The sequence below is a fragment of the Vibrio sp. Isolate24 genome (assembly GCF_022398215.1).
GTDB classification, from domain to species: domain Bacteria; phylum Pseudomonadota; class Gammaproteobacteria; order Enterobacterales; family Vibrionaceae; genus Vibrio; species Vibrio coralliilyticus_A.
In genome coordinates, this window is sequence record NZ_JAKEUU010000008.1 from 42,892 (window position 1) to 61,368 (window position 18,477).

General features: G+C 37.7%; 15 protein-coding genes and 2 pseudogenes. 11 read left to right on the forward strand and 6 right to left on the reverse strand.

From position 1 onward, the window contains the following. Nucleotides 1-165 precede the first annotated feature (165 nt). Together L1D23_RS19600 and L1D23_RS19605 are read right to left on the reverse strand one after the other, a co-directional pair. Nucleotides 166-735 (reverse strand): recombinase family protein, encoded by a 570-nt coding sequence (locus L1D23_RS19600; RefSeq protein WP_239870848.1) that lies wholly within the window; start codon nucleotides 733-735, stop codon nucleotides 166-168. A 332-nt stretch (nucleotides 736-1,067) separates the two neighbouring features. Continuing rightward, nucleotides 1,068-1,532, reverse strand: a pseudogene (locus L1D23_RS19605) (magnesium chelatase domain-containing protein); the annotation flags it as partial. Nucleotides 1,533-1,771: 239 nt separating this feature from the next. Between L1D23_RS19605 and L1D23_RS19610 the strand changes: the two are divergent. From L1D23_RS19610 to L1D23_RS19625, 4 genes are all read left to right on the forward strand, one after another. After that, a complete protein-coding gene (locus L1D23_RS19610) occupies nucleotides 1,772-2,857 on the forward strand; it encodes a type I restriction endonuclease (protein ID WP_239870851.1) in 1,086 nt (361 codons plus the stop codon). Next, nucleotides 2,857-3,054: a hypothetical protein gene (locus tag L1D23_RS19615; protein ID WP_239870855.1), complete on the forward strand. Its 198-nt coding sequence runs from the start codon at nucleotides 2,857-2,859 to the stop codon at nucleotides 3,052-3,054. Before L1D23_RS19610 ends, L1D23_RS19615 begins: the two co-directional genes overlap by 1 nt. A gap of 333 nt (nucleotides 3,055-3,387) precedes the next feature. Further along, nucleotides 3,388-4,134 (forward strand): hypothetical protein, encoded by a 747-nt coding sequence (locus L1D23_RS19620; RefSeq protein WP_239870858.1) that lies wholly within the window; start codon nucleotides 3,388-3,390, stop codon nucleotides 4,132-4,134. A gap of 2 nt (nucleotides 4,135-4,136) precedes the next feature. Next, nucleotides 4,137-5,972 carry a relaxase/mobilization nuclease domain-containing protein gene (locus L1D23_RS19625; protein WP_239870860.1) on the forward strand — a complete coding sequence of 612 codons (1,836 nt, stop codon included), beginning with the start codon at nucleotides 4,137-4,139 and terminating at the stop codon, nucleotides 5,970-5,972. A gap of 13 nt (nucleotides 5,973-5,985) precedes the next feature. Here the strand turns inward: L1D23_RS19625 and L1D23_RS19630 are convergent, their stop codons facing one another. Next, the gene (locus tag L1D23_RS19630; protein ID WP_239870863.1) at nucleotides 5,986-6,327 is read right to left on the reverse strand and encodes a hypothetical protein; all 342 of its coding nucleotides are present in this window, start codon (nucleotides 6,325-6,327) and stop codon (nucleotides 5,986-5,988) included. A gap of 63 nt (nucleotides 6,328-6,390) precedes the next feature. Further along, complete coding sequence (locus L1D23_RS19635; RefSeq protein WP_239870865.1) at nucleotides 6,391-7,272, reverse strand: hypothetical protein; 882 nt, start codon at nucleotides 7,270-7,272, stop codon at nucleotides 6,391-6,393. 825 nt (nucleotides 7,273-8,097) lie between these two features. Between L1D23_RS19635 and L1D23_RS19640 the strand changes: the two genes are divergently transcribed. From L1D23_RS19640 to L1D23_RS19645, 3 genes are all read left to right on the forward strand, one after another. Continuing rightward, on the forward strand, nucleotides 8,098-8,799 hold the full coding sequence (locus L1D23_RS19640) for a hypothetical protein (RefSeq protein ID WP_239870867.1): 702 nt from the start codon (nucleotides 8,098-8,100) through the stop codon (nucleotides 8,797-8,799). Further along, nucleotides 8,793-8,921 carry a hypothetical protein gene (locus tag L1D23_RS22275; RefSeq protein ID WP_275667382.1) on the forward strand — a complete coding sequence of 43 codons (129 nt, stop codon included), beginning with the start codon at nucleotides 8,793-8,795 and terminating at the stop codon, nucleotides 8,919-8,921. Before L1D23_RS19640 ends, L1D23_RS22275 begins: the two co-directional genes overlap by 7 nt. Nucleotides 8,922-9,685: 764 nt before the next feature. After that, nucleotides 9,686-10,453: a hypothetical protein gene (locus tag L1D23_RS19645; RefSeq protein ID WP_239870870.1), complete on the forward strand. Its 768-nt coding sequence runs from the start codon at nucleotides 9,686-9,688 to the stop codon at nucleotides 10,451-10,453. 875 nt (nucleotides 10,454-11,328) lie between these two features. Here the strand turns inward: L1D23_RS19645 and L1D23_RS19650 are convergent. Both L1D23_RS19650 and L1D23_RS19655 read right to left on the reverse strand, forming a co-directional pair. Next, nucleotides 11,329-12,975 carry a recombinase family protein gene (locus L1D23_RS19650; protein ID WP_239870873.1) on the reverse strand — a complete coding sequence of 549 codons (1,647 nt, stop codon included), beginning with the start codon at nucleotides 12,973-12,975 and terminating at the stop codon, nucleotides 11,329-11,331. 55 nt (nucleotides 12,976-13,030) lie between these two features. Next, nucleotides 13,031-13,237: pseudogene (locus L1D23_RS19655) on the reverse strand (magnesium chelatase domain-containing protein); the annotation flags it as partial. Nucleotides 13,238-13,732: 495 nt separating this feature from the next. Between L1D23_RS19655 and ilvG the strand changes: the two are divergent. Genes ilvG through ilvD form a run of 4 tightly spaced genes read left to right on the forward strand, consistent with a single transcriptional unit; the run spans nucleotide 13,733 to nucleotide 18,477 of the window. After that, entirely contained in the window at nucleotides 13,733-15,379 is a 1,647-nt protein-coding gene (ilvG, locus tag L1D23_RS19660; RefSeq protein WP_239870876.1) for an acetolactate synthase 2 catalytic subunit, read from the forward strand. Nucleotide 15,380: 1 nt separating this feature from the next. Continuing rightward, on the forward strand, nucleotides 15,381-15,665 hold the full coding sequence (gene ilvM / locus L1D23_RS19665; protein ID WP_008075516.1) for an acetolactate synthase 2 small subunit: 285 nt from the start codon (nucleotides 15,381-15,383) through the stop codon (nucleotides 15,663-15,665). A 12-nt stretch (nucleotides 15,666-15,677) separates the two neighbouring features. Then, entirely contained in the window at nucleotides 15,678-16,622 is a 945-nt protein-coding gene (ilvE, locus tag L1D23_RS19670; protein ID WP_239870879.1) for a branched-chain-amino-acid transaminase, read from the forward strand. Nucleotides 16,623-16,635: 13 nt separating this feature from the next. Further along, on the forward strand, nucleotides 16,636-18,477 hold the full coding sequence (gene ilvD / locus L1D23_RS19675) for a dihydroxy-acid dehydratase (protein ID WP_239870883.1): 1,842 nt from the start codon (nucleotides 16,636-16,638) through the stop codon (nucleotides 18,475-18,477).

Genomic DNA, 18,477 nt, shown 5'->3' on the forward strand with positions numbered 1-18,477 from the left:
CCTTTTGTGACAAAAAAGGGATAGCCATACTATTAAATTTGCAGACACCCCAATTTCGTGACACATAAAAAAGGTGCCTTAAAGGTTCGCAGAAACGTTACTTTCCACTTCCCCCTCAAGACACCCCTTTTAGAAACTCAGCGACAAAAGTCAAATGGTTTCGATTTAAAGTGCTTCCTTCCAATGACGTTTGACGGTGCTCAGACCAAGCCCCAAGAATCTTGCCGCTTCACTTTGTCCCATGCCTTGTGCTTTCGCCTCTTGCACTCGCTTGTTGGTTTCCAAAGCTGGTGGGCGACCTAATTGTTTGCCTTCTGCCTTAGCTCGCTCTAAGCCTTGTGCTGTTCTTTCTCTGATACGATTACGCTCGAACTCCGCAAAAGCTCCGAACATTTGAAGCATCAGCCGACCTTCTGCACTGCTCAAATCAGCAACAGGCAAATCAAGACACACCAGTTTCACGCCCATATCACCAAGAGCTTGAACCGTCTGTTGAACGTCAATCGCATCACGCCCTAATCGGTCTAGCTTCAACACCACCAGCGAATCACCAGATTCCAACCTATCAACAAGGCGAGCAAACTCAGGTCTATCCATTGCTTTAACGCTACCGCTAATCGTCTCGCTGATAACTCGGTGTTCCTCAACGTCATAACCAGCATTGGCAATAGCAATAACCTGATTCTCTGTTGTTTGTTCAGTGGTACTAACACGGCAGTAAGCAAAGGTTCTCATTGGTCTAACTCTATGGGTCATAAAAGGATAGTCCACATAATAACTAGACCATTTAACTAAATCCACACTTTATGGGCTACTTAAACCAATATAATGAACTAGGTCATAAAAGGAGTGTTTTATGAACCAATATTGAGATACCTATAATAAGGAGGGTTTACCGTATCTAGCGGAATTCTGACGGTGAATCAGGGCAACACTTCCCCCTTTTGAACTTTTTGTTTGTGCTCATATGCCACACATACCAAAAACCCAAATTGAAAATAAAGGGATAAAGCACACCATTACGCTCTATATAATGATGCGTAATTGCGTAATAGGTAAATATTGCAAAGCAGCAACAAGTTATGGTTCCCTGCCGCAGCAATTTCCAACGCTCGCTTGCCTTGCTGCTGACCAATGATGTCCTGTAAATCACGGCCATTCTCCACCGCTCGATGCAGGTTTTGCGTTTGGTGCAGGCTGAGTTTTTGTTGGCCACAAAGATCAGCACACACTTCCAGCAAGCTATGAGCAGATTTATGCTGTTCTTCGCCCACTAAGGCAGCTTGATCTCCATTGTAATGCGGCACTACCAAGCTTCGCTGTGCTTTGTTGGCTGCGAGCGCCGCAGGCAATACTCCCTTAACTCCGCGCAGCTCACCCGACAGCGCTAGCTCACCAACAAATTCTTTTTCCGCCAATTTATCTATTGGGATCTGCTCTGAAGCGGCAAGAATGCCAAGTGCTATCGGCAGATCAAATCGGCCTCCTTCCTTGGGCAGATCAGCAGGAGCAAGATTGACCGTCATTAATCTTATTGTTACAACGAAAACTTTCTTGATTTCAAAGATCAGCAGGATTTTTCGAAAAATTGAGCAAAGACATTTTATGATTTGTACAAAAAATGAACCTCACGCACCAACTTTCTTGCATATAAAAATCAGAGCCTTATCAGGCTTCCGATAAATAGCATTTTGAAGTAGTTCAAAGAAGAAAATTCCCCCTCTGTTATGATATGCAAGCGAGTTATCATAAAAAAAAGGATAGAAAGGCTATGGATTTCATTGAACGATTACAGGGGTTATCAAAGAAGATTGCTCAAATCGGCTCTTCTTTAGAAACAGAAGAAGCAACAAAAAACGCACTGATAATGCCATTTTTGCATTCAGTTCTCGGTTATGACGTTTTCGACCCTACTGAAGTCGTTCCAGAATTCACTGCAGACACTGGAACTAAAAAGGGCGAAAAAGTAGATTACGCCTTGCTTAAAGACGGCGAGGTTCAAATCCTTATAGAATGTAAAAAGTTCCGTGAAAAACTATCGACAAAGCACGCAAGCCAGTTATTTCGCTATTTCTCTGTAACTAATGCCCGTATAGCGATACTAACCAATGGAGAAGTCTACGAGTTCTATACAGATTTGGACGCTCCGAACAAAATGGACGAAAAGCCATTCTTGACGCTGAATATGTCTGAACTTGACGAACATATTGTCCCAGAGGTTAAGAAGCTAACTAAAACCTCTTTTGACGTAGAATCCGTTGTTGACGCTGCTGGTGAATTAAAATACCTAAATCAAATTAAAAAGGTTCTTCAAGAGCAGTTCAAAAATCCAGAAGAAGACTTTGTAAAATTCTTCACGTCAAAGGTATATGACGGTGTTCAAACCGCAAAGGTCAAAGCTCAGTTCCTTGAAATTACGACAAAGGCACTAAAACAATTCCTAAATGATAGTATCAATGACAGATTGAAATCAGCCATTGGCTCTAATGAGGAAGTGGCTGTTAAGGCACAATCTGAAGTTATCGAACAAGAAGTCGAAAGCGATCTAGGCAGTGAAGATAAGCCGAAGATAATTACAACTGAAGAAGAAACAGACGGTTTCAATATCGTTAAAGCTATTCTTCGCACTAAATTTGACGTGTCACGTATAATTGCTAGAGACACACAAAGCTATTTTGGTGTGTTGTTGGACGACAACAACCGTAAACCGTTGTGTAGATTGCATTTTAATGCCAAACAAAAATACATTGGTATAGTTGGCGAAGACAGAAAAGAAACACGTCACCCTATAGAATCACTAGACGATATCTACGGCTTAACTGATAAGTTGTTGGAAAATGCAGCAAGATTTGAATAATGAGTAAAGTCACATTTGAAAGAAAAGCAGGATTTTTCGAAAATTTGAGCAAAGAAGAAAAACTAGAAATTTTGTTTGAAGATCGAAAGAATATGTTTCGTTATATCAAAGCTCTCAAAGAGGTCTTAAAATGTCACGACATAGAAAACTATGAAGAAGACGCTTTGAGGTTCTACAAAACTTTCAAACTGGATTAGTTACTTATCTATAAAAGCCAAGCATTAAAACGTTTGGCTTTTTTCATTTTTAAACCTCACCACACAAATTTTTAAATATTATTTCGCATAAAATAATTTTAAAAATCTACAAAGTAAAAGCTTTCTTTCTATTCAAGATTTCAATAATTTTGAGTTCTCAAAAATCAAGATATACTAGTAAATATAGTTGTGAAATCTACGATATAACAAGTTGGAGTATGACCCTTCGGTCCATACACTTGTTCTGCGAAGCTAGATTTAAATTATCAATCTGACGATTGAAATAATTTAATAAAAACACAACTTGGAAGTTGTATTTTTGGAAAGATTAAAATGAGGAAAAAGAAAAGACAAATAATTTTGAGAGGTCAACAAGACAATCAAAAGCTTGAAGAAATTACTAAGTTTCACGTTGAACGAAACTTAAAACTTTCTGAATGTGTTTTGAACACTGAAAAACGTCTTTTTATCAATATGACGTTTGACACAATCAGACAAGTTCAGAAAACTTTGAACTTTATAAATACTTATTACAATCACAACGTCAATGACTTAAAATCAATATTTAATAAAATAGTTTTTCACTATTGTGATTTGTCTGAATATAAAAACTGTTCATTGTCCGAATTTTCAAAATCAAACAACAAAAAATTTATTGAGTTTTCAGTTCTTGAAAAACGAGTTTACGACTTTGAAAAAAAAGAACTAGAAAGCTATAAAGGTCGTTTGTCTAACCTTGATTTTCTTCATTTATTTATTACAAAAAACACAACGACAGTAAACTTTAAAAAATCAGATTCTTTTAAAAAAGTTGAACAGCTTTCTAATCGTTATAGCAAAATGGCTGAAAAGTATAGAAGTAAAATAGTAATAAAGATTGCAAAAAATAAAACAGATTTTGATACTGAATTAAAAAGAGCAATTCAGTTATCTAATAAAGTAAAATCTGACTTTGAAGCGTTTAATTTTGAAGAGTTCAAAACTGATTTTATTAATTATTGTGAAAGTCTTTTAAAACAAAAAAATCAAACTTCTGATCTATCTATTCAACTAGTCGAGTTAGAACAAGCGAAGGGTTGATTATGATTATTAAGATTCAACACAACGGCAGCAATACCAACGATTTAAAAGCGGTTTGCAACTACATTTCAAACCCTAAAAACGAGCACGATTCTGATCGTTGCGAAATGCTTGCAACGTCCAAAACTGACATAAACAAGAGCTTTAAAAATGAAGTTCTTCAAAGCTTTATGTTAGACCTTGAAACTAATCATAATCTTCACTTGCTTTTAGAAAAGAAAAAATCTGAAAACAAGTTGTTGTATGACCATATCGAAATTTCTTTTCACGCTGACGACTGGAAAAACCGCACAAATCAAGAAATGTTGGACATTGCAAAAGAAGGTTTAAGCGGATTTATAAAAGACTTTGAAGATAAAGATTTTCTTTACACGTTACACAATGACACAGACAACAAACACTTTCATTTTATTGTTCCTCGTGTCTCGAATTCGTTAAGCTATGATCACGGCTGGCAGTCAAAAAATCGATCTAGAAAAATCGCTGAACAACTTGAAGATAAATATGATTTAACTAGAACTAATCGACAAGATTCTTCACCACAAGATCCAGCGAATAAACTCGAAGCCATAGCTAAAAAAGCTTTTAATGCTAATGATTTAGAAGCGGCTGAAAAACTAGAAGAACTGGCAGCGCAAAGAGCAAAAGAACTTAAAAAGAATCCGTTTGAGTTTATGAAAAAACAAACGGTTTACGCAGCTAATAACGCAAAGAACAACACGCACTTTTTCAAGCTGCTAGACAAGCACAACATTCAAGTAAAACCGAGTTTCAAAAAAGGCACTGACGGACAGCAAGAAATCCGTGGTTTTTCCTTTGAAATGAAAGATAAAAGCGGTTCAGTAATCGCAGCGGCAAGCGGTTCAAAGCTTAGTAGAAAGCTATTGACTAAAAACGCACTGGAAAGCCGTTTTAAGGGCATAACTAGCCAAATCATACAGAGACAAGAGAACAAGCAAACAACGCCTAAAACCGCTAGAAACAACGCCCCTACGACAAAACAAACGGCTTCAGCGTCAAACAAGTCAATCAAAAAGCCGTCAAGTTCTCCTGTTTCAAATCTACCGAAAAAATCAAATGAAATTGATAAATTCGCAGACGCAGAAACCAAAAAAATTCAACAATATCAAAAACAAATGATGGACCATTATGATCAAGTTGAAGCGAAAAAACGAGCAGAGCAAAACGAAAATAAAGACGGAATTTTTAAGCTTTTCGCTGACGACTACAAAGAATTGAAAGACAAAGAAAATTCGAGACAAGCACGAGCTGAAAAAGAGCTTGAAAAAACATTAATTGAAGAGTCTAGTTTCGTAAGTGAAGAAGCAGCAAAGCCAATAAAATCAACGAAAAATGCTATTGATTTAGACAATAAAAAATCTGTTGGTTGGTTTTCAAAGTTCACAAAACCCACAGAAGAAAAGTATCAAGAAATGCTTGAAAAGGGTTTTGATTTGACCACAGCCAAGCTTCCAAAAGCTTGGAATGGTAAGGAAAACACTTATAAAATCACTAATTTTTTAAGTGACAATAAAGACTTGCTTAGTCAAAAAGAAAAAGAACATTTGTTCAAAACGTTAAAGCAAAATCAAGCTTCTGACGAAATTCTTTCAAGAGCTTATCGAGACTTTGAACCGAGCGACGAGAAGCAAAAACAAGAGCGTCAAAGACTTTTAGACAAGTTTAAAACTTCAAGCAATGAGCTTGCTAGTCAATTTAAATCTGCAAATAAAAGACCAGTTCACGATCAAAACAAACAAGTTTCAACGTCTGTATTGAAAAAGAAGAAAGACAAGAAGAATAAGAAAGACAGAAACAAACTTAAAAATACTGCATAAAAATAACTCATTTTTAAAATATTGTATGAGCTACAATTTTTTGAGTTTCTGTAATTCTTTCGTCAAAACTTTCAGAATTGTCAGAGTAAACTGAGTATATATCTTTTGTTCTTTCTTGATCTTGCCAGCAATATTTTTCAATCTCAGTTAAAAAAATATCTCTAACAACAAAACAATCATATTCTTCTCCTGCATTTTTCCATTCTGTGAAATTCTTTTCAACTTCACCGATTTTTTCAACAATTACTTGTTTTTTTATTTCTGCACTTTCTATGCTTACAAGACTAACAAACTGACTTGCATATGTAGAAATTGAAACTACTGATAATGTTAAAGCTAATATTGTTTTTTTCATTATTTCTCCTTTTTATATAACTATAATTATTTTCTCATTAAAATTGAATAATACAAATAATTTCTAGAAATCTAACTCGTTTAATAATTCTTCTTCTGTTTTTTCATTTTCAAAAATCGTTTCAGCTTCAAATTCAAAATCAATTTCTGGACGTTTTAAAACGTCTTGCCAAGTGTCCAGACCATTGAAACCTTTTTCGCTGCTCTCTGGTGCGTTTTCTGTCGCTTGTTTTGTCGCTTCCGCTACTGCTGGCTGTGCTTCTGCTTTCGCTTCTTTTTTCGCTTTAAGTTTCGGTTTTTCTTGTGTTTCTGGCTGTGTTAGATAGAAACAGAAATCTTCATATTTGATTAAAAAATCGTGCTTTTTAAGCATTGTTACAAGCGTTTTTTTGCTGTTCTTTCTTTGTTCTTTTGTATCTGCTTTCATATCGAACAAGTTAAAAAGAAATTTTCTGTTAATAAACTTATCTTTCTTTTTTTTGAAGTAACTAATGTAAATGTTGAAAAATAATTCTTTGTCTGTTCTGTATTTGATTAGATCATTTAGAGTAATGCAGACGTTAGAAAATCCTGTTTTTACTTTTGATTTATAGTTTCTTTCTATAAGTTCATAGTCAACAACTACACTAAAACTTTTCTTTTCAAAGTCTACTGATTTAATGAATGTTGTATTTCGTAATTTTGAAGTTTCTTCAATGATTCTGTCATTGTTCGCATAAGTGAAATTGAAAAACTTTCTGATTTCTTGATATGTAATTTCAACACTAATATTCTTTTTTTTCTTCTCGCTTACATTGTGTTGTAGTTGTGCAGTAGATAAGACATAAGCTTTGATTTTACTAGCCATATACTCATTTTTTATGAAGTAATCAAAGAATGTATTGTCTTTTGTGTTTGTTTTGATTAGTTCGAATTCTGTAAATAATTTTTTTGTTTGTTTTGTCATAATAAAAAACCTCTGTAATTGTTTTTAAATAATTACAGAGGACATATTGACAACAATTAAAACTCAAGTTATTTTGTCTATATCTTAATAAAAACTTCCTACGGTAATTTTTAAGATTGTTCTGTAATTACTTAAAGATTATAAAAGCACTTTGGAGAGTGCTTTTTTCTTTTTAATAACTCTCTAATTAAAATAAATAACACAAAACAAATTAATTGCAATAGATTGTATGAAATATTTTATACAATCTTTTTTATTGTCATTTTACAGATTCTTAAAAACTAAAGTATATGAACACCCCTACCCCAAATATATGAACAGCCCTACCCCCAATATATGAACGCCCCTACTATTAAATAATATTATTTAAATAAGATTATTTTAAATAATAGTGAAGTTCGTGAACTAATTCACTTTGAGATGTGTCTGTTCTCCTGTCGTCGAAAATGTTTGTGCGTAGAAAATCGCTTCTAGCGATTTGACGCTTGTATAACTCGCAAGCTCGATTTCTGAAATTGCAATTTTTAAACCATTTATTTAATAGTAAAAACAAGCATTACAGTTCTAAAAACTTTGATATTTTAATAAATGTGCTTCTATGTAGTTATATGAGTTAAAACTTTTTACTTCAACACAAATGGAGGTGAACAAATGAAATCATTTATATACAACTCAAAAATGAACGAATTAGAATTATTGAAATTACTAACTCAATTCATTATCTACAATCTGAACAAGTCTAAAAACTCAAACGAGTTTTTCAAGACTCTTCAAAAATCGAACATTCAAACAGTTTTAGACAAGAATAAAAATCTAGTGTTCAACGTGAATAACGACAAGAACAAACTTATCAAGTCTTTTAAAATCGACGACTTCAACAGTCCAGATTTAACAAAAGAAAGCTTTTTAGAGCGATTTAAGGACTTTTTTGAATGTCTCGAATTACAACACGCAAACAGCGAAAGAAATCCGAAACAAGCGAAAATCAGAAGATCTAGCTTGTTAAAGTGGAAAGACGAAAACGGAAACACATATTTTTATCTTGATAATGATAAAAATAACTTTGTTTTTAAACAATTTAAAAATGGTCAAATGGTCTGCAGGTCAGATAGTAAAAGCCTTGATTTAATGACGAAACAGCAGATTAAAAATGGTTGGCAATCTGTTCAAGTAACTTCAAACAACAAAGAGTATATTAAGAATAAAATTAAATACTGGTATAAGCATAAAAAAACAGCTTCTATTACCGATATTTCACTTTCTGAAAACAGTAGTTTTGAAGGTTTAACGCTTAACGAGCTTAAAGAAGCACTTGGAGATCGCAAGCTTAACGATTTTGAAATTCAACACGTTAAAAACTATTTTCTTTCTGATCAAGTTTCAGATCAAGAACTCAAAGAAAATTTTGGTATGTCGTTAGAAAAGTCTTGTAGCTTCGAAGCTTCAAACGATCCAGTTTTAAATCCGAACGAGCCAGAACCAACAAACAAAAAGAACAAGAAGAAAAGGAATTTAAAACTATGGTAGAAACAAAATTTTTTGACTGGAAAGCTGAAGAAAAACGAGTTCTTGAAGAACTTAAAAGAGAAATTGAAAGTATTCAATCAAAACAAAAAAATGAAGAACCTAAACCAAAAAACACAACTTAAAAAAGTTGTGTTTTTTTGATTACTTATTTTATGTTTACTTGTTACAATACAAAGTCATTTTATTTCTAAAACGTCAATCCTTGAAGATTTATTAAGTAACCTTGAACTATTTATATATTATTTATATCTAGAAGTCAATATATAATTTAATTTTTCAAACTTATTTTTATCTATATCTATGCGTTGAATCAAGCATTTCTTCGCAGCGTCTAATATCTCCACTTGTGAGACCGTAAAAATAACGAGTATTAAACGATAACCAATTATTTCCTTTGTTAGTGTGTGGGTTGTTTGGGTAGCCGTAAAAGCAACTTGTGAAAATCTTCCCATCGTTGTAAGTTGTTGAATAATAGTAAATATTATACTTACTTCCTTTGGTTTTCTTAATCTGTGTATGTGTCTTCGCATTTGCAAAAAATGCAGTGAAACAACACAAAATCAAAGTTATTATTTTAGTCTTCATTGTTTTTAATTCCTTTTCTCTCTCTATTTTTATATATCACAACTTTGATATTAATAAACCTTGCCGTATGAAGTACCAACGGACAAATCCAACACTTATTTTTTATTTCCTTTATTTTAAAATGAAAAACAATAAGACAAATCCAATATTTTTATTTKACAAGTTAAAAATAAAGTGATAATTAAATATTAAGAATAAATAAGAGAGGTTTAAATTGGTATATGCAATAAAAGATAACAAAATATATTTTAATCAAACAAAAACAGAAATCAGACGTTGGTATAACGTCGAAGTTTTTGAAATGAAAGAAATTACAAATGAACTTATTGATAGAGTTTGTTGTAACTCATATTTACAAGATTTAAAAGACGTAAAAAAGACGGTTTCTGAGAATAAAATCAAGTATTCTAACATTAAAACAAACAACTGTTGTATTTCTGAGTTTTCGATTTTTGAAGATAATCAAGAAAATCTTGAATATTATTTCAGATATAAATATTTAATTGAAGAAGTAGAAGAAAGAGCCATTCCTTACTATTCATTTGGTTGGAGGTTCGGAAAGCTTGGAATTAAGAAATTAAGGGATTTCTCAATGCCAGAAAAACCTTTATTTTTAGACACTAAAAAGCTTTCTTTAAATAGTCGTCAACGTGTGAAAAAACTAACGAATGATAAAGCTTTTAAAAAATCTTTCAAAGAATCTTTTGACGGTTTGACTATCAATAATCGTGAGCTTTCGGAGATTGTCACAGAAGTTTTATCGACAAGTGGAAACAAAATTTTTACTAAAAACGAGTTTCGAATAGATACAGAAAAATACTTGATTGCTGACGGAAAGCGATACAGTTACTTTAATTCTCGCTTTACTGCTCTAAAAAATCCAGCTCAAATTACTCTGACAGAAACGTTTGTAAAACCGCCAAAGCGTCTAGGAAAGCGTGATTTTACAGTAAGTTACAACATCAACAACAATACTTATTCAAAGATAGTAACGCTTGATTTCTACGGTTACGACGAAGCAGATTTTGAAGAAATTAATGATATGTTTGACTTGTATACGTCTATGTAATCCACTGATTTTAATTAATTTTTAACGCTCAATAGGGCGTTATTTTTCATTTAAATAAAGGAATTTTTAATCAAAAAGTTGGACAAATCCAACTTTTTTATGTTCTGAATGGATTGCGACAAATCCAACAATTTTTCTTTCATAGACACAACCGACAAATCCAACAGTTTTAATATTTCGATAGTTTTGAAAATGTCGTTATGTAAATTACTATATAATTAGAAATATAGATAATGTGTAAATATAACAACCTAACACGCTAAAGTTATTCAAATGTATATTTTAACAACTCAACACCCAAAAAAGCCCTAGAAATAAGGGTTTTTTAATTTCACTTTTTAAACTTTTCTTTTTTAGTGATTATATGCAATCTTTTGGATAGAAAAACCAACCGTTTGATTTTTTCAATTTTGACGATTTAGGGGGACACCCTAATTTTTACCGCAACACTTCAACAACTCAATTTTTCAGATTTAAAACACTAAAAACCTTGATATGTAGGGATTTATCCGCCTTGTGCGTTGTTGCTGCTTGTCTCGTTTCTTTGTTGTTCCTATCGTTTTTTGAAAATTAAAAATCAATCAAAACCTGTCTTTGTTTAAATCTCTTAATTGCAATTATCAACTAAGAACATCATCAAAATCATAAACTTACAAAAACAACTCTTAAACCATTATTTTCAAATCAAACGCTTAAAAATAGCAATATCACTTTTAATCAAGAAAATGTTGGATTTGTCCGTTTGATCGATAATCAAAACTGTTGGATTTGTCCCTTTGTGACACAACCCGACACATACAACACTTTTTTAAAAATGCTATATCTATCGAGCTTTTTTCAGAACAGGAGAAAACTTGTTTTCGACTTAAACAACCCTACGCCTGTTCCATATCGTAGAACTTCAAAGCTTGAAGAATCTCTTTAAACTTTCCGTCCAAAACATCTTTTCTGTCATTATCTTGAATCTGTTTCTTAATGTCCTTAAAAAGACTATAAGTTTCAATTACATCTGCGTGATTGTTGGGTGTTTCAGTTATTGAAATATGCCCAGAATGCGTTATCGACACGATAGAGTTATACTTTGAAGATATGATAAAAGCGGCAAAGTTTTCTTTGATATGCCGCTTCGCTTTGGTGATAAATACGGGGTTTTCTTTGTCTATCTTATCTACTTTTGTATTGTTTGAAAAAAGCATAATGCTTTGCTTATTTTGAGCTAAATCACGCTTTAAAACGTCTATTTTGTTATTCGTTACAGTGCTTGCCTTGGCAAAAGCTATTGTTGAAATTTCGTCACTTTCAAACATAACATTAAGCTCTTGATTTTCTTTTTCAAGCTCTCTTAATTCCTTGTTTATATTCTTATTTTTTTCTTTTAACTCTTTAACCAAACTTTGATCGGCATTGCTCTCACTACGTTTTTTGATAAATAAATGATCTATTTCTAAGAGGTTGTCATATCGAATAGTTTTAGAATCACACGAGTGAAATCTACGCCCTGAGCATTTCAATAAGTGATATCTGTATTCTTTTGTTTTTGTTGTTTGAGTATCTGTTTCGAAATAGTATTTATTCCCACAATCAGCACAAAATAACCGACCTTGGAAAATATTGATTGATTTTCTACCCCCAGCTTTGACAGTTGCGGTAGTTCGTTTCATCGATTGAACCAAATCCCAGTCGTCCAATGTAATCACGCTTGGGTAGTAATTTTCAAAAATCTCTCCCGTTTTTTTGATTTTTAGTTGTCCAATCACACATTGATTTGAAAGTAAATGAGAAATTTTTGCGCTGTTCCAAGAATTAGTTTGGTTTTTGGTTCGTTTTCTTGCGATTTGTGGAAATCTTTTTTTATTGAAGATTCTAGCTATCTCTCCCATCGTTTTTCCTGAAATGTAATAGTAAAATGCTAACCTGACGGTTACTTTTTTTTTGTTAGCCACAAAATTTGGCTTTTCTTTTGTTCCAACGTTGTCTATCCAGCCAGGAAGCATTGAAGCAAATAGAACTTTGTTCCCGTCCTGTAAGTCTTTTAACCTGTTTTTGAATACGGCTGAAACTCGTTCAGATTTTTTTTCACTCTCGATATTCGCTTGTTGCATTAGTAATAATGACGAAATGATTGACACCATTTCAGTTAAAGAGTCTTTCGTGTAGACTTTCTCATCCATTAAAGTGATGATATTAACGTTTGATTTCAATATCTTACTAAACAAACCATAAGCATCATCGACGTTTTGACGACTCAATCTATCAAACTGCTCGATACACAAATAAATAGAACCATCCCTCGGTATGAGGTTCGCTTCTATTGCTTCTAAAAAAACGCCGAGAGACCCCTTTTCAATGTGTTTTGCGGTGTATGCAGACAAGCCTAAATCTCTAAGATTTAAACTATTATCTACTGTGTATCCGTTCTTGTTTGCATACTCTTCTATGCGTTCGATCTGACGCTTTAAACTGTGTCCCTTTCTCTGTTCTGCAGAAGAAAAGCGAACATAAGGAATTATAATTTTTGTCATTTGATAGCTTCCCTTTATGAGTTGATACAACTCTATATCTTTTCCCGTTAACCATCAAATTATCGGTGATGCGCTTAGCCGGAAATTCAAACCGAGAGTTAATGATCGCGCTGCGCACTCGGTCGCGTGATTCTTTGACGGTGGTTTCCGGTAATCCCACCAGAGTGAAACCCGGCATGCCATTACTGATATGCACCTCCACCGTCACCGGGGGCGCTTCAACCCCAACTGATGCCCGACTGTAAATAATGGCTAAGCCCATAAATTCTCCCACATGGCCACTTAATATTTATCTGTTTGATAACACGTCAACTTTTGAACAATCTTGTTATATAGCTTGGGGAGATGATGAGAGAATGTGAAAAAAGAATGACTTTTTGCTTGTCATGTAACGGAATTCTATGTTACCACTAGTGACGCAAACAATTTCGTACCATATTACGTAAGCACAACATAAAAAGAATATGAATTTTAGCGCCCGCATTAACGCACTGATTGTCCTGATTATCGTGGTCATTATTGATTCCGCGCGGGGGCTGGTGGGCGAAAAATAAACACCAAATTCAAAAAAACCCCCGCACTGAGAAGTCCGGGGGTTTTTTTCAACTTAAACGCTGAGAATCAGCGAAAAAATAAACACTGACAAAGTCAGGTAGACACAAAATAAAAAGCTCAGCCGCGAGCGGGCAGGAAGAATGGGAGCGCACATGACGTGCACAACACAACATTACTACTTAGGTAGTCAAGGAGGCTTACGATGACAGGTGCTGAATTAGTCGTAGCCGCATTAAAACAACAGGGCATCAAAACCGTATTCGGCTATCCAGGCGGTGCCATCATGCCAATTTATGACGCGCTGTATGACGGTGGCGTCGAGCACATCCTCTGCCGTCACGAACAAGGTGCAGCGATGGCCGCTATCGGTATGGCACGCGCGACTCAAGATGTCGCAGTCTGTATGGCGACATCCGGTCCCGGTGCCACTAACCTAGTAACCGGTTTGGCCGATGCGTTTATGGATTCGATCCCAATGGTGGCAATCACAGGCCAGGTCGCCAGTTCCCACATCGGAACAGACGCTTTTCAGGAAATGGACGTGATAGGAATGTCACTATCCTGTACCAAGCACAGCTACCTAGTAACAGAAATTGAAGACCTTGCCCCAACATTAGCCGAAGCGTTTGAAGTCGCTAAAACAGGCCGACCAGGACCTGTGATTGTCGACATCGCTAAAGATGTTCAGCTGGCTCAGGCACCGGTTGACGTTTTGCCTCCATTCACGCCGCCAGCGCTTCCCGTTCCTCAAGCAGAAGCCGTTTCTGCCGCTCAGGAGCTTCTTTCACAAAGTACCCGCCCAGTATTTTATGTTGGTGGCGGTGTACAACTGGGTAAAGCCACAAAAGCCGTTCGCGAATTCTTACGTTTAAACCCAATGCCTTCGGTCAGCACCTTGAAAGGCTTAGGCACTATTGAGCGTCATGATCCACATTATCTTGGCATGCTGGGCATGCACGGCACTAAAGCCGCAAACCTAGTCGTTCAGGAATGTGACCTACTGATTGCGGTCGGCGCACGATTTGATGACCGAGTAACAGGCAAACTGGAAACGTTCGCTCCACATGCGCGCGTTATCCATATCGATATCGATGCCGCTGAGATCAACAAGTTGCGTCACGCCCATGCGCCACTGCGCGGTGATATCAATACCCTTCTTCCTCAGTTAGAACTAACACAAGACATCACACCTTGGGTCAAACACAGTGAAAGCCTACGCAGCGGTTTTAAGTGGCGTTATGATCACCCGGGTGATCTGATTTTCGCCCCAGGCTTACTGAAGCAACTGTCTGATATGATGCCTGACAGCTCAATGGTTTCAACCGATGTCGGACAGCACCAGATGTGGGCCGCACAGCATATCCAACCACGTGATCCACAAAACTTCATAACCTCGGCTGGCCTCGGCACTATGGGCTTTGGTCTTCCTGCCGCGATGGGGGCTGCAGTCGCACGCCCAGATGATCAGTCTATCCTTATTACAGGTGACGGTTCTTTCATGATGAACATTCAGGAACTGGGCACACTAAAGCGTCGCCAAATTCCGGTAAAAATCGTTCTATTGAATAACCAGCGCTTAGGTATGGTACGTCAATGGCAGTCACTGTTCTTCGATGGCCGCCACAGTGAAACTATTTTGGATGACAACCCGGATTTCATCACCCTAGCGAAGGCGTTTGATATCCCTGGAAAAACGATCACAAGAAAAGAAGAAGTCGAGCCGGCGATTCAAGAAATGCTGGAGAGTAAGACTTCTTACTTACTTCACGTACTGATCGACGAAGAAGAAAACGTGTGGCCACTGGTACCGCCTGGTGCTTCTAACAATGACATGCTGGAGAACACTTAAGATGGAAAGATATCTAATCGATATTAAAGCAGACGACAAACCTGTACTGCTAGAGCGTGTTCTTCGTGTGGTTCGCCACCGTGGTTTCATTGTTAAGCAAGTTGCAGGCACGCAAAACCATGAGAGTAAAATTGCCAGTGTAGAGATCATTGTCGACAGCGATCGTCCAATCTCCTTCCTGACCAATCAGATTGAAAAGCTCTGGGATGTGCGCACGGTTGAGGTAACACAAATCGCCCGCGACGAACTACCGAATAACAACCTACAACAAAAAATTTGTGCATAAAGGAAGGCAATAATGGCTACTAAAACAGCAGATTACATTTGGTTTAATGGCAAGCTGGTACCGTGGGAAGAAGCGAATGTTCATGTACTGACTCATGCGATGCACTACGGTACTTCAGTGTTTGAAGGTGTGCGCTGCTACAACACGCCTAAAGGACCAATTATCTTCCGCCACCATGAGCATGCAAAAAGACTCAAAGATTCCGCCAAAATCTACCGTTTCCCTATCCCTTACTCTGTGGATGAAATCATGGAAGCGACGCGCGAAACACTGCGCGAGAACAAACTCGATAGCGCTTATATTCGTCCGCTAGGTTTTGTCGGCAATGTTGGCCTCGGTGTATGTCCACCGCAGGGCACCGAAATGGACCTAATCATCGCCGCTTTCCCATGGGGCTCTTACCTAGGTGAAGAAGCCTTGGAGAAAGGGGTCGATGCGATGATTTCCAGCTGGAACCGCGCAGCGCCAAACACCATTCCAACCGCAGCGAAAGCTGGCGGTAACTACCTATCTTCATTGCTGGTTGGCGGTGAGGCTCGTCGACATGGCTACGATGAAGGTATTGCATTAAGTGTTGATGGTTATTTGTCTGAAGGCGCAGGTGAGAACATCTTTGTGATTAAAGATGGAGTGATCACCACGCCACCAGCAACTAGCGCCATCCTTCCGGGCATCACTCGTGATTCGATCATGACTATCGCTCGTGACAAAGGTTACCAAGTTCGCGAAGCAAATATTGCTCGTGAAGCACTTTACCTGGCAGACGAAGTGTTTATGACAGGTACTGCAGCAGAAGTCGTTCCTGTTGCAACCATAGATAAAATTGACGTAGGCAGCGGTAAACGCGGCCCTATCACCAAAGAGCTGCAAGAAGCTTACTTTGGACTATTCAACGGCACCACTGAAGATAAGTGGGGCTGGTTAGATTACGTTTACCCAGCAGACGCGGCAAAATAAAGGAAGTAGTAAGATGCCTAAATACAGATCAGCAACCACCACTCACGGTCGTAACATGGCGGGTGCTCGTGCACTGTGGCGTGCAACTGGCGTAAAAGATGAAGATTTTGGTAAGCCAATCATCGCAGTCGTGAACTCATTCACTCAGTTTGTACCGGGCCACGTTCACCTTAAAGATATGGGCCAACTGGTCGCCGGTGAAATCGAAAAAGCAGGCGGTATCGCCAAAGAATTCAACACCATCGCAGTCGACGATGGTATCGCAATGGGCCACGGCGGCATGCTTTACTCACTGCCATCGCGTGAGCTTATCGCTGATTCGGTAGAGTACATGGTGAATGCTCACTGTGCCGATGCCATGGTATGTATCTCCAACTGTGACAAAATCACTCCGGGAATGCTGATGGCGTCAATGCGCCTTAACATTCCAGTGATCTTTGTATCTGGTGGTCCAATGGAAGCGGGTAAAACTAAGCTTTCTGACCAAATAATCAAGCTAGACTTGGTTGATGCGATGATCCAAGGTGCAGACCCGAAAGTTTCAGACGAGCAAAGTGAACAGATCGAACGCAGCGCGTGTCCGACATGTGGTTCATGTTCAGGCATGTTCACAGCCAACTCTATGAACTGCCTGACTGAAGCGCTTGGTCTTTCTCAGCCAGGTAACGGTTCAATGCTAGCGACACACGCAGACCGCGAAGAACTATTTATCAACGCGGGTAAACGTATCGTTGAGCTGACACGCCGTTACTACGAGCAAGATGAAGAATCGGCGCTGCCGCGCAATATCGCCACTTTTGATGCATTCGAAAACGCAATGGCGCTTGATATCGCGATGGGCGGCTCAACTAATACTATTCTTCACCTGCTCGCTGCTGCGCAAGAAGGTGAGATTGACTTCGATATGGAAGATATCGATCGCTTATCTCGCAAAGTACCTCACCTATGTAAAGTGGCACCATCTACTCAGAAATATCACATGGAAGACGTACACCGCGCAGGTGGTGTTATGGCTATCCTCGGTGAGCTAGACCGCGCAGGTTTACTTCACAATGATGCGCGCACCGTACTCGGCCTTTCAATGAAAGAGCAGCTAGCGCAATACGACATCATCCAAACGGAAGATGCAGATGTATTGAAGTTCTTCCGCGCAGGCCCTGCAGGCATTCGTACTACCAAAGCTTTCTCACAAGATTGTCGTTGGGATCGTCTTGATGATGACCGCGCTGATGGTTGTATCCGTTCAATCGATCACGCGTTCTCTCAAGAAGGTGGCCTAGCCGTTCTATCGGGCAACATCGCTCTTGATGGTTGTATTGTGAAAACAGCTGGCGTTGATGAGAGCATCCATAAATTCACTGGCCCTGCTGTAGTGTTTGAAAGCCAGGAAGACGCCGTTGAAGGCATCTTAGGCGGCAAAGTAAAAGCAGGCGATGTGGTTGTCATCCGCTATGAAGGTCCTAAAGGGGGCCCAGGCATGCAGGAAATGCTTTATCCAACCACTTACCTGAAATCAATGGGACTTGGTAAAGAGTGTGCACTGCTGACAGATGGTCGCTTCTCTGGCGGTACCTCTGGCCTGTCCATTGGTCATGCTTCACCTGAAGCGGCGAATGGTGGCGCGATTGGTCTGGTGAAACAAGGCGATATGATCGCAATTGATATTCCAAACCGTTCTATTTCTTTAGAAGTCTCAGAGCAGGAACTTGCTGAGCGCCGTGCAAAACAAGATGAACTGGGCTGGAAACCAGTCGATCGTCAACGTGAAGTTTCTTTTGCACTCAAAGCGTACGCAAGTATGGCAACCAGTGCTGACAAAGGGGCAGTGCGAGACAAATCTAAGCTAGAGGGCTAG

What these genes read in the sequence shown, in the direction of transcription:
- ilvE (WP_239870879.1), top strand. Translation starts at nt 15,678, where the DNA reads ATGGCTACTAAAACAGCAGATTACATTTGGTTTAATGGCAAGCTGGTA.
- L1D23_RS19600 (WP_239870848.1), bottom strand. Translation starts at nt 735, where the DNA reads ATGAGAACCTTTGCTTACTGCCGTGTTAGTACCACTGAACAAACAACA.
- ilvD (WP_239870883.1), top strand. Translation starts at nt 16,636, where the DNA reads ATGCCTAAATACAGATCAGCAACCACCACTCACGGTCGTAACATGGCG.
- L1D23_RS19620 (WP_239870858.1), top strand. Translation starts at nt 3,388, where the DNA reads ATGAGGAAAAAGAAAAGACAAATAATTTTGAGAGGTCAACAAGACAAT.
- ilvM (WP_008075516.1), top strand. Translation starts at nt 15,381, where the DNA reads ATGGAAAGATATCTAATCGATATTAAAGCAGACGACAAACCTGTACTG.
- L1D23_RS19610 (WP_239870851.1), top strand. Translation starts at nt 1,772, where the DNA reads ATGGATTTCATTGAACGATTACAGGGGTTATCAAAGAAGATTGCTCAA.
- L1D23_RS19615 (WP_239870855.1), top strand. Translation starts at nt 2,857, where the DNA reads ATGAGTAAAGTCACATTTGAAAGAAAAGCAGGATTTTTCGAAAATTTG.
- L1D23_RS19645 (WP_239870870.1), top strand. Translation starts at nt 9,686, where the DNA reads ATGAAAGAAATTACAAATGAACTTATTGATAGAGTTTGTTGTAACTCA.
- ilvG (WP_239870876.1), top strand. Translation starts at nt 13,733, where the DNA reads ATGACAGGTGCTGAATTAGTCGTAGCCGCATTAAAACAACAGGGCATC.
- L1D23_RS22275 (WP_275667382.1), top strand. Translation starts at nt 8,793, where the DNA reads ATGGTAGAAACAAAATTTTTTGACTGGAAAGCTGAAGAAAAACGAGTT.
- L1D23_RS19625 (WP_239870860.1), top strand. Translation starts at nt 4,137, where the DNA reads ATGATTATTAAGATTCAACACAACGGCAGCAATACCAACGATTTAAAA.
- L1D23_RS19630 (WP_239870863.1), bottom strand. Translation starts at nt 6,327, where the DNA reads ATGAAAAAAACAATATTAGCTTTAACATTATCAGTAGTTTCAATTTCT.
- L1D23_RS19635 (WP_239870865.1), bottom strand. Translation starts at nt 7,272, where the DNA reads ATGACAAAACAAACAAAAAAATTATTTACAGAATTCGAACTAATCAAA.
- L1D23_RS19650 (WP_239870873.1), bottom strand. Translation starts at nt 12,975, where the DNA reads ATGACAAAAATTATAATTCCTTATGTTCGCTTTTCTTCTGCAGAACAG.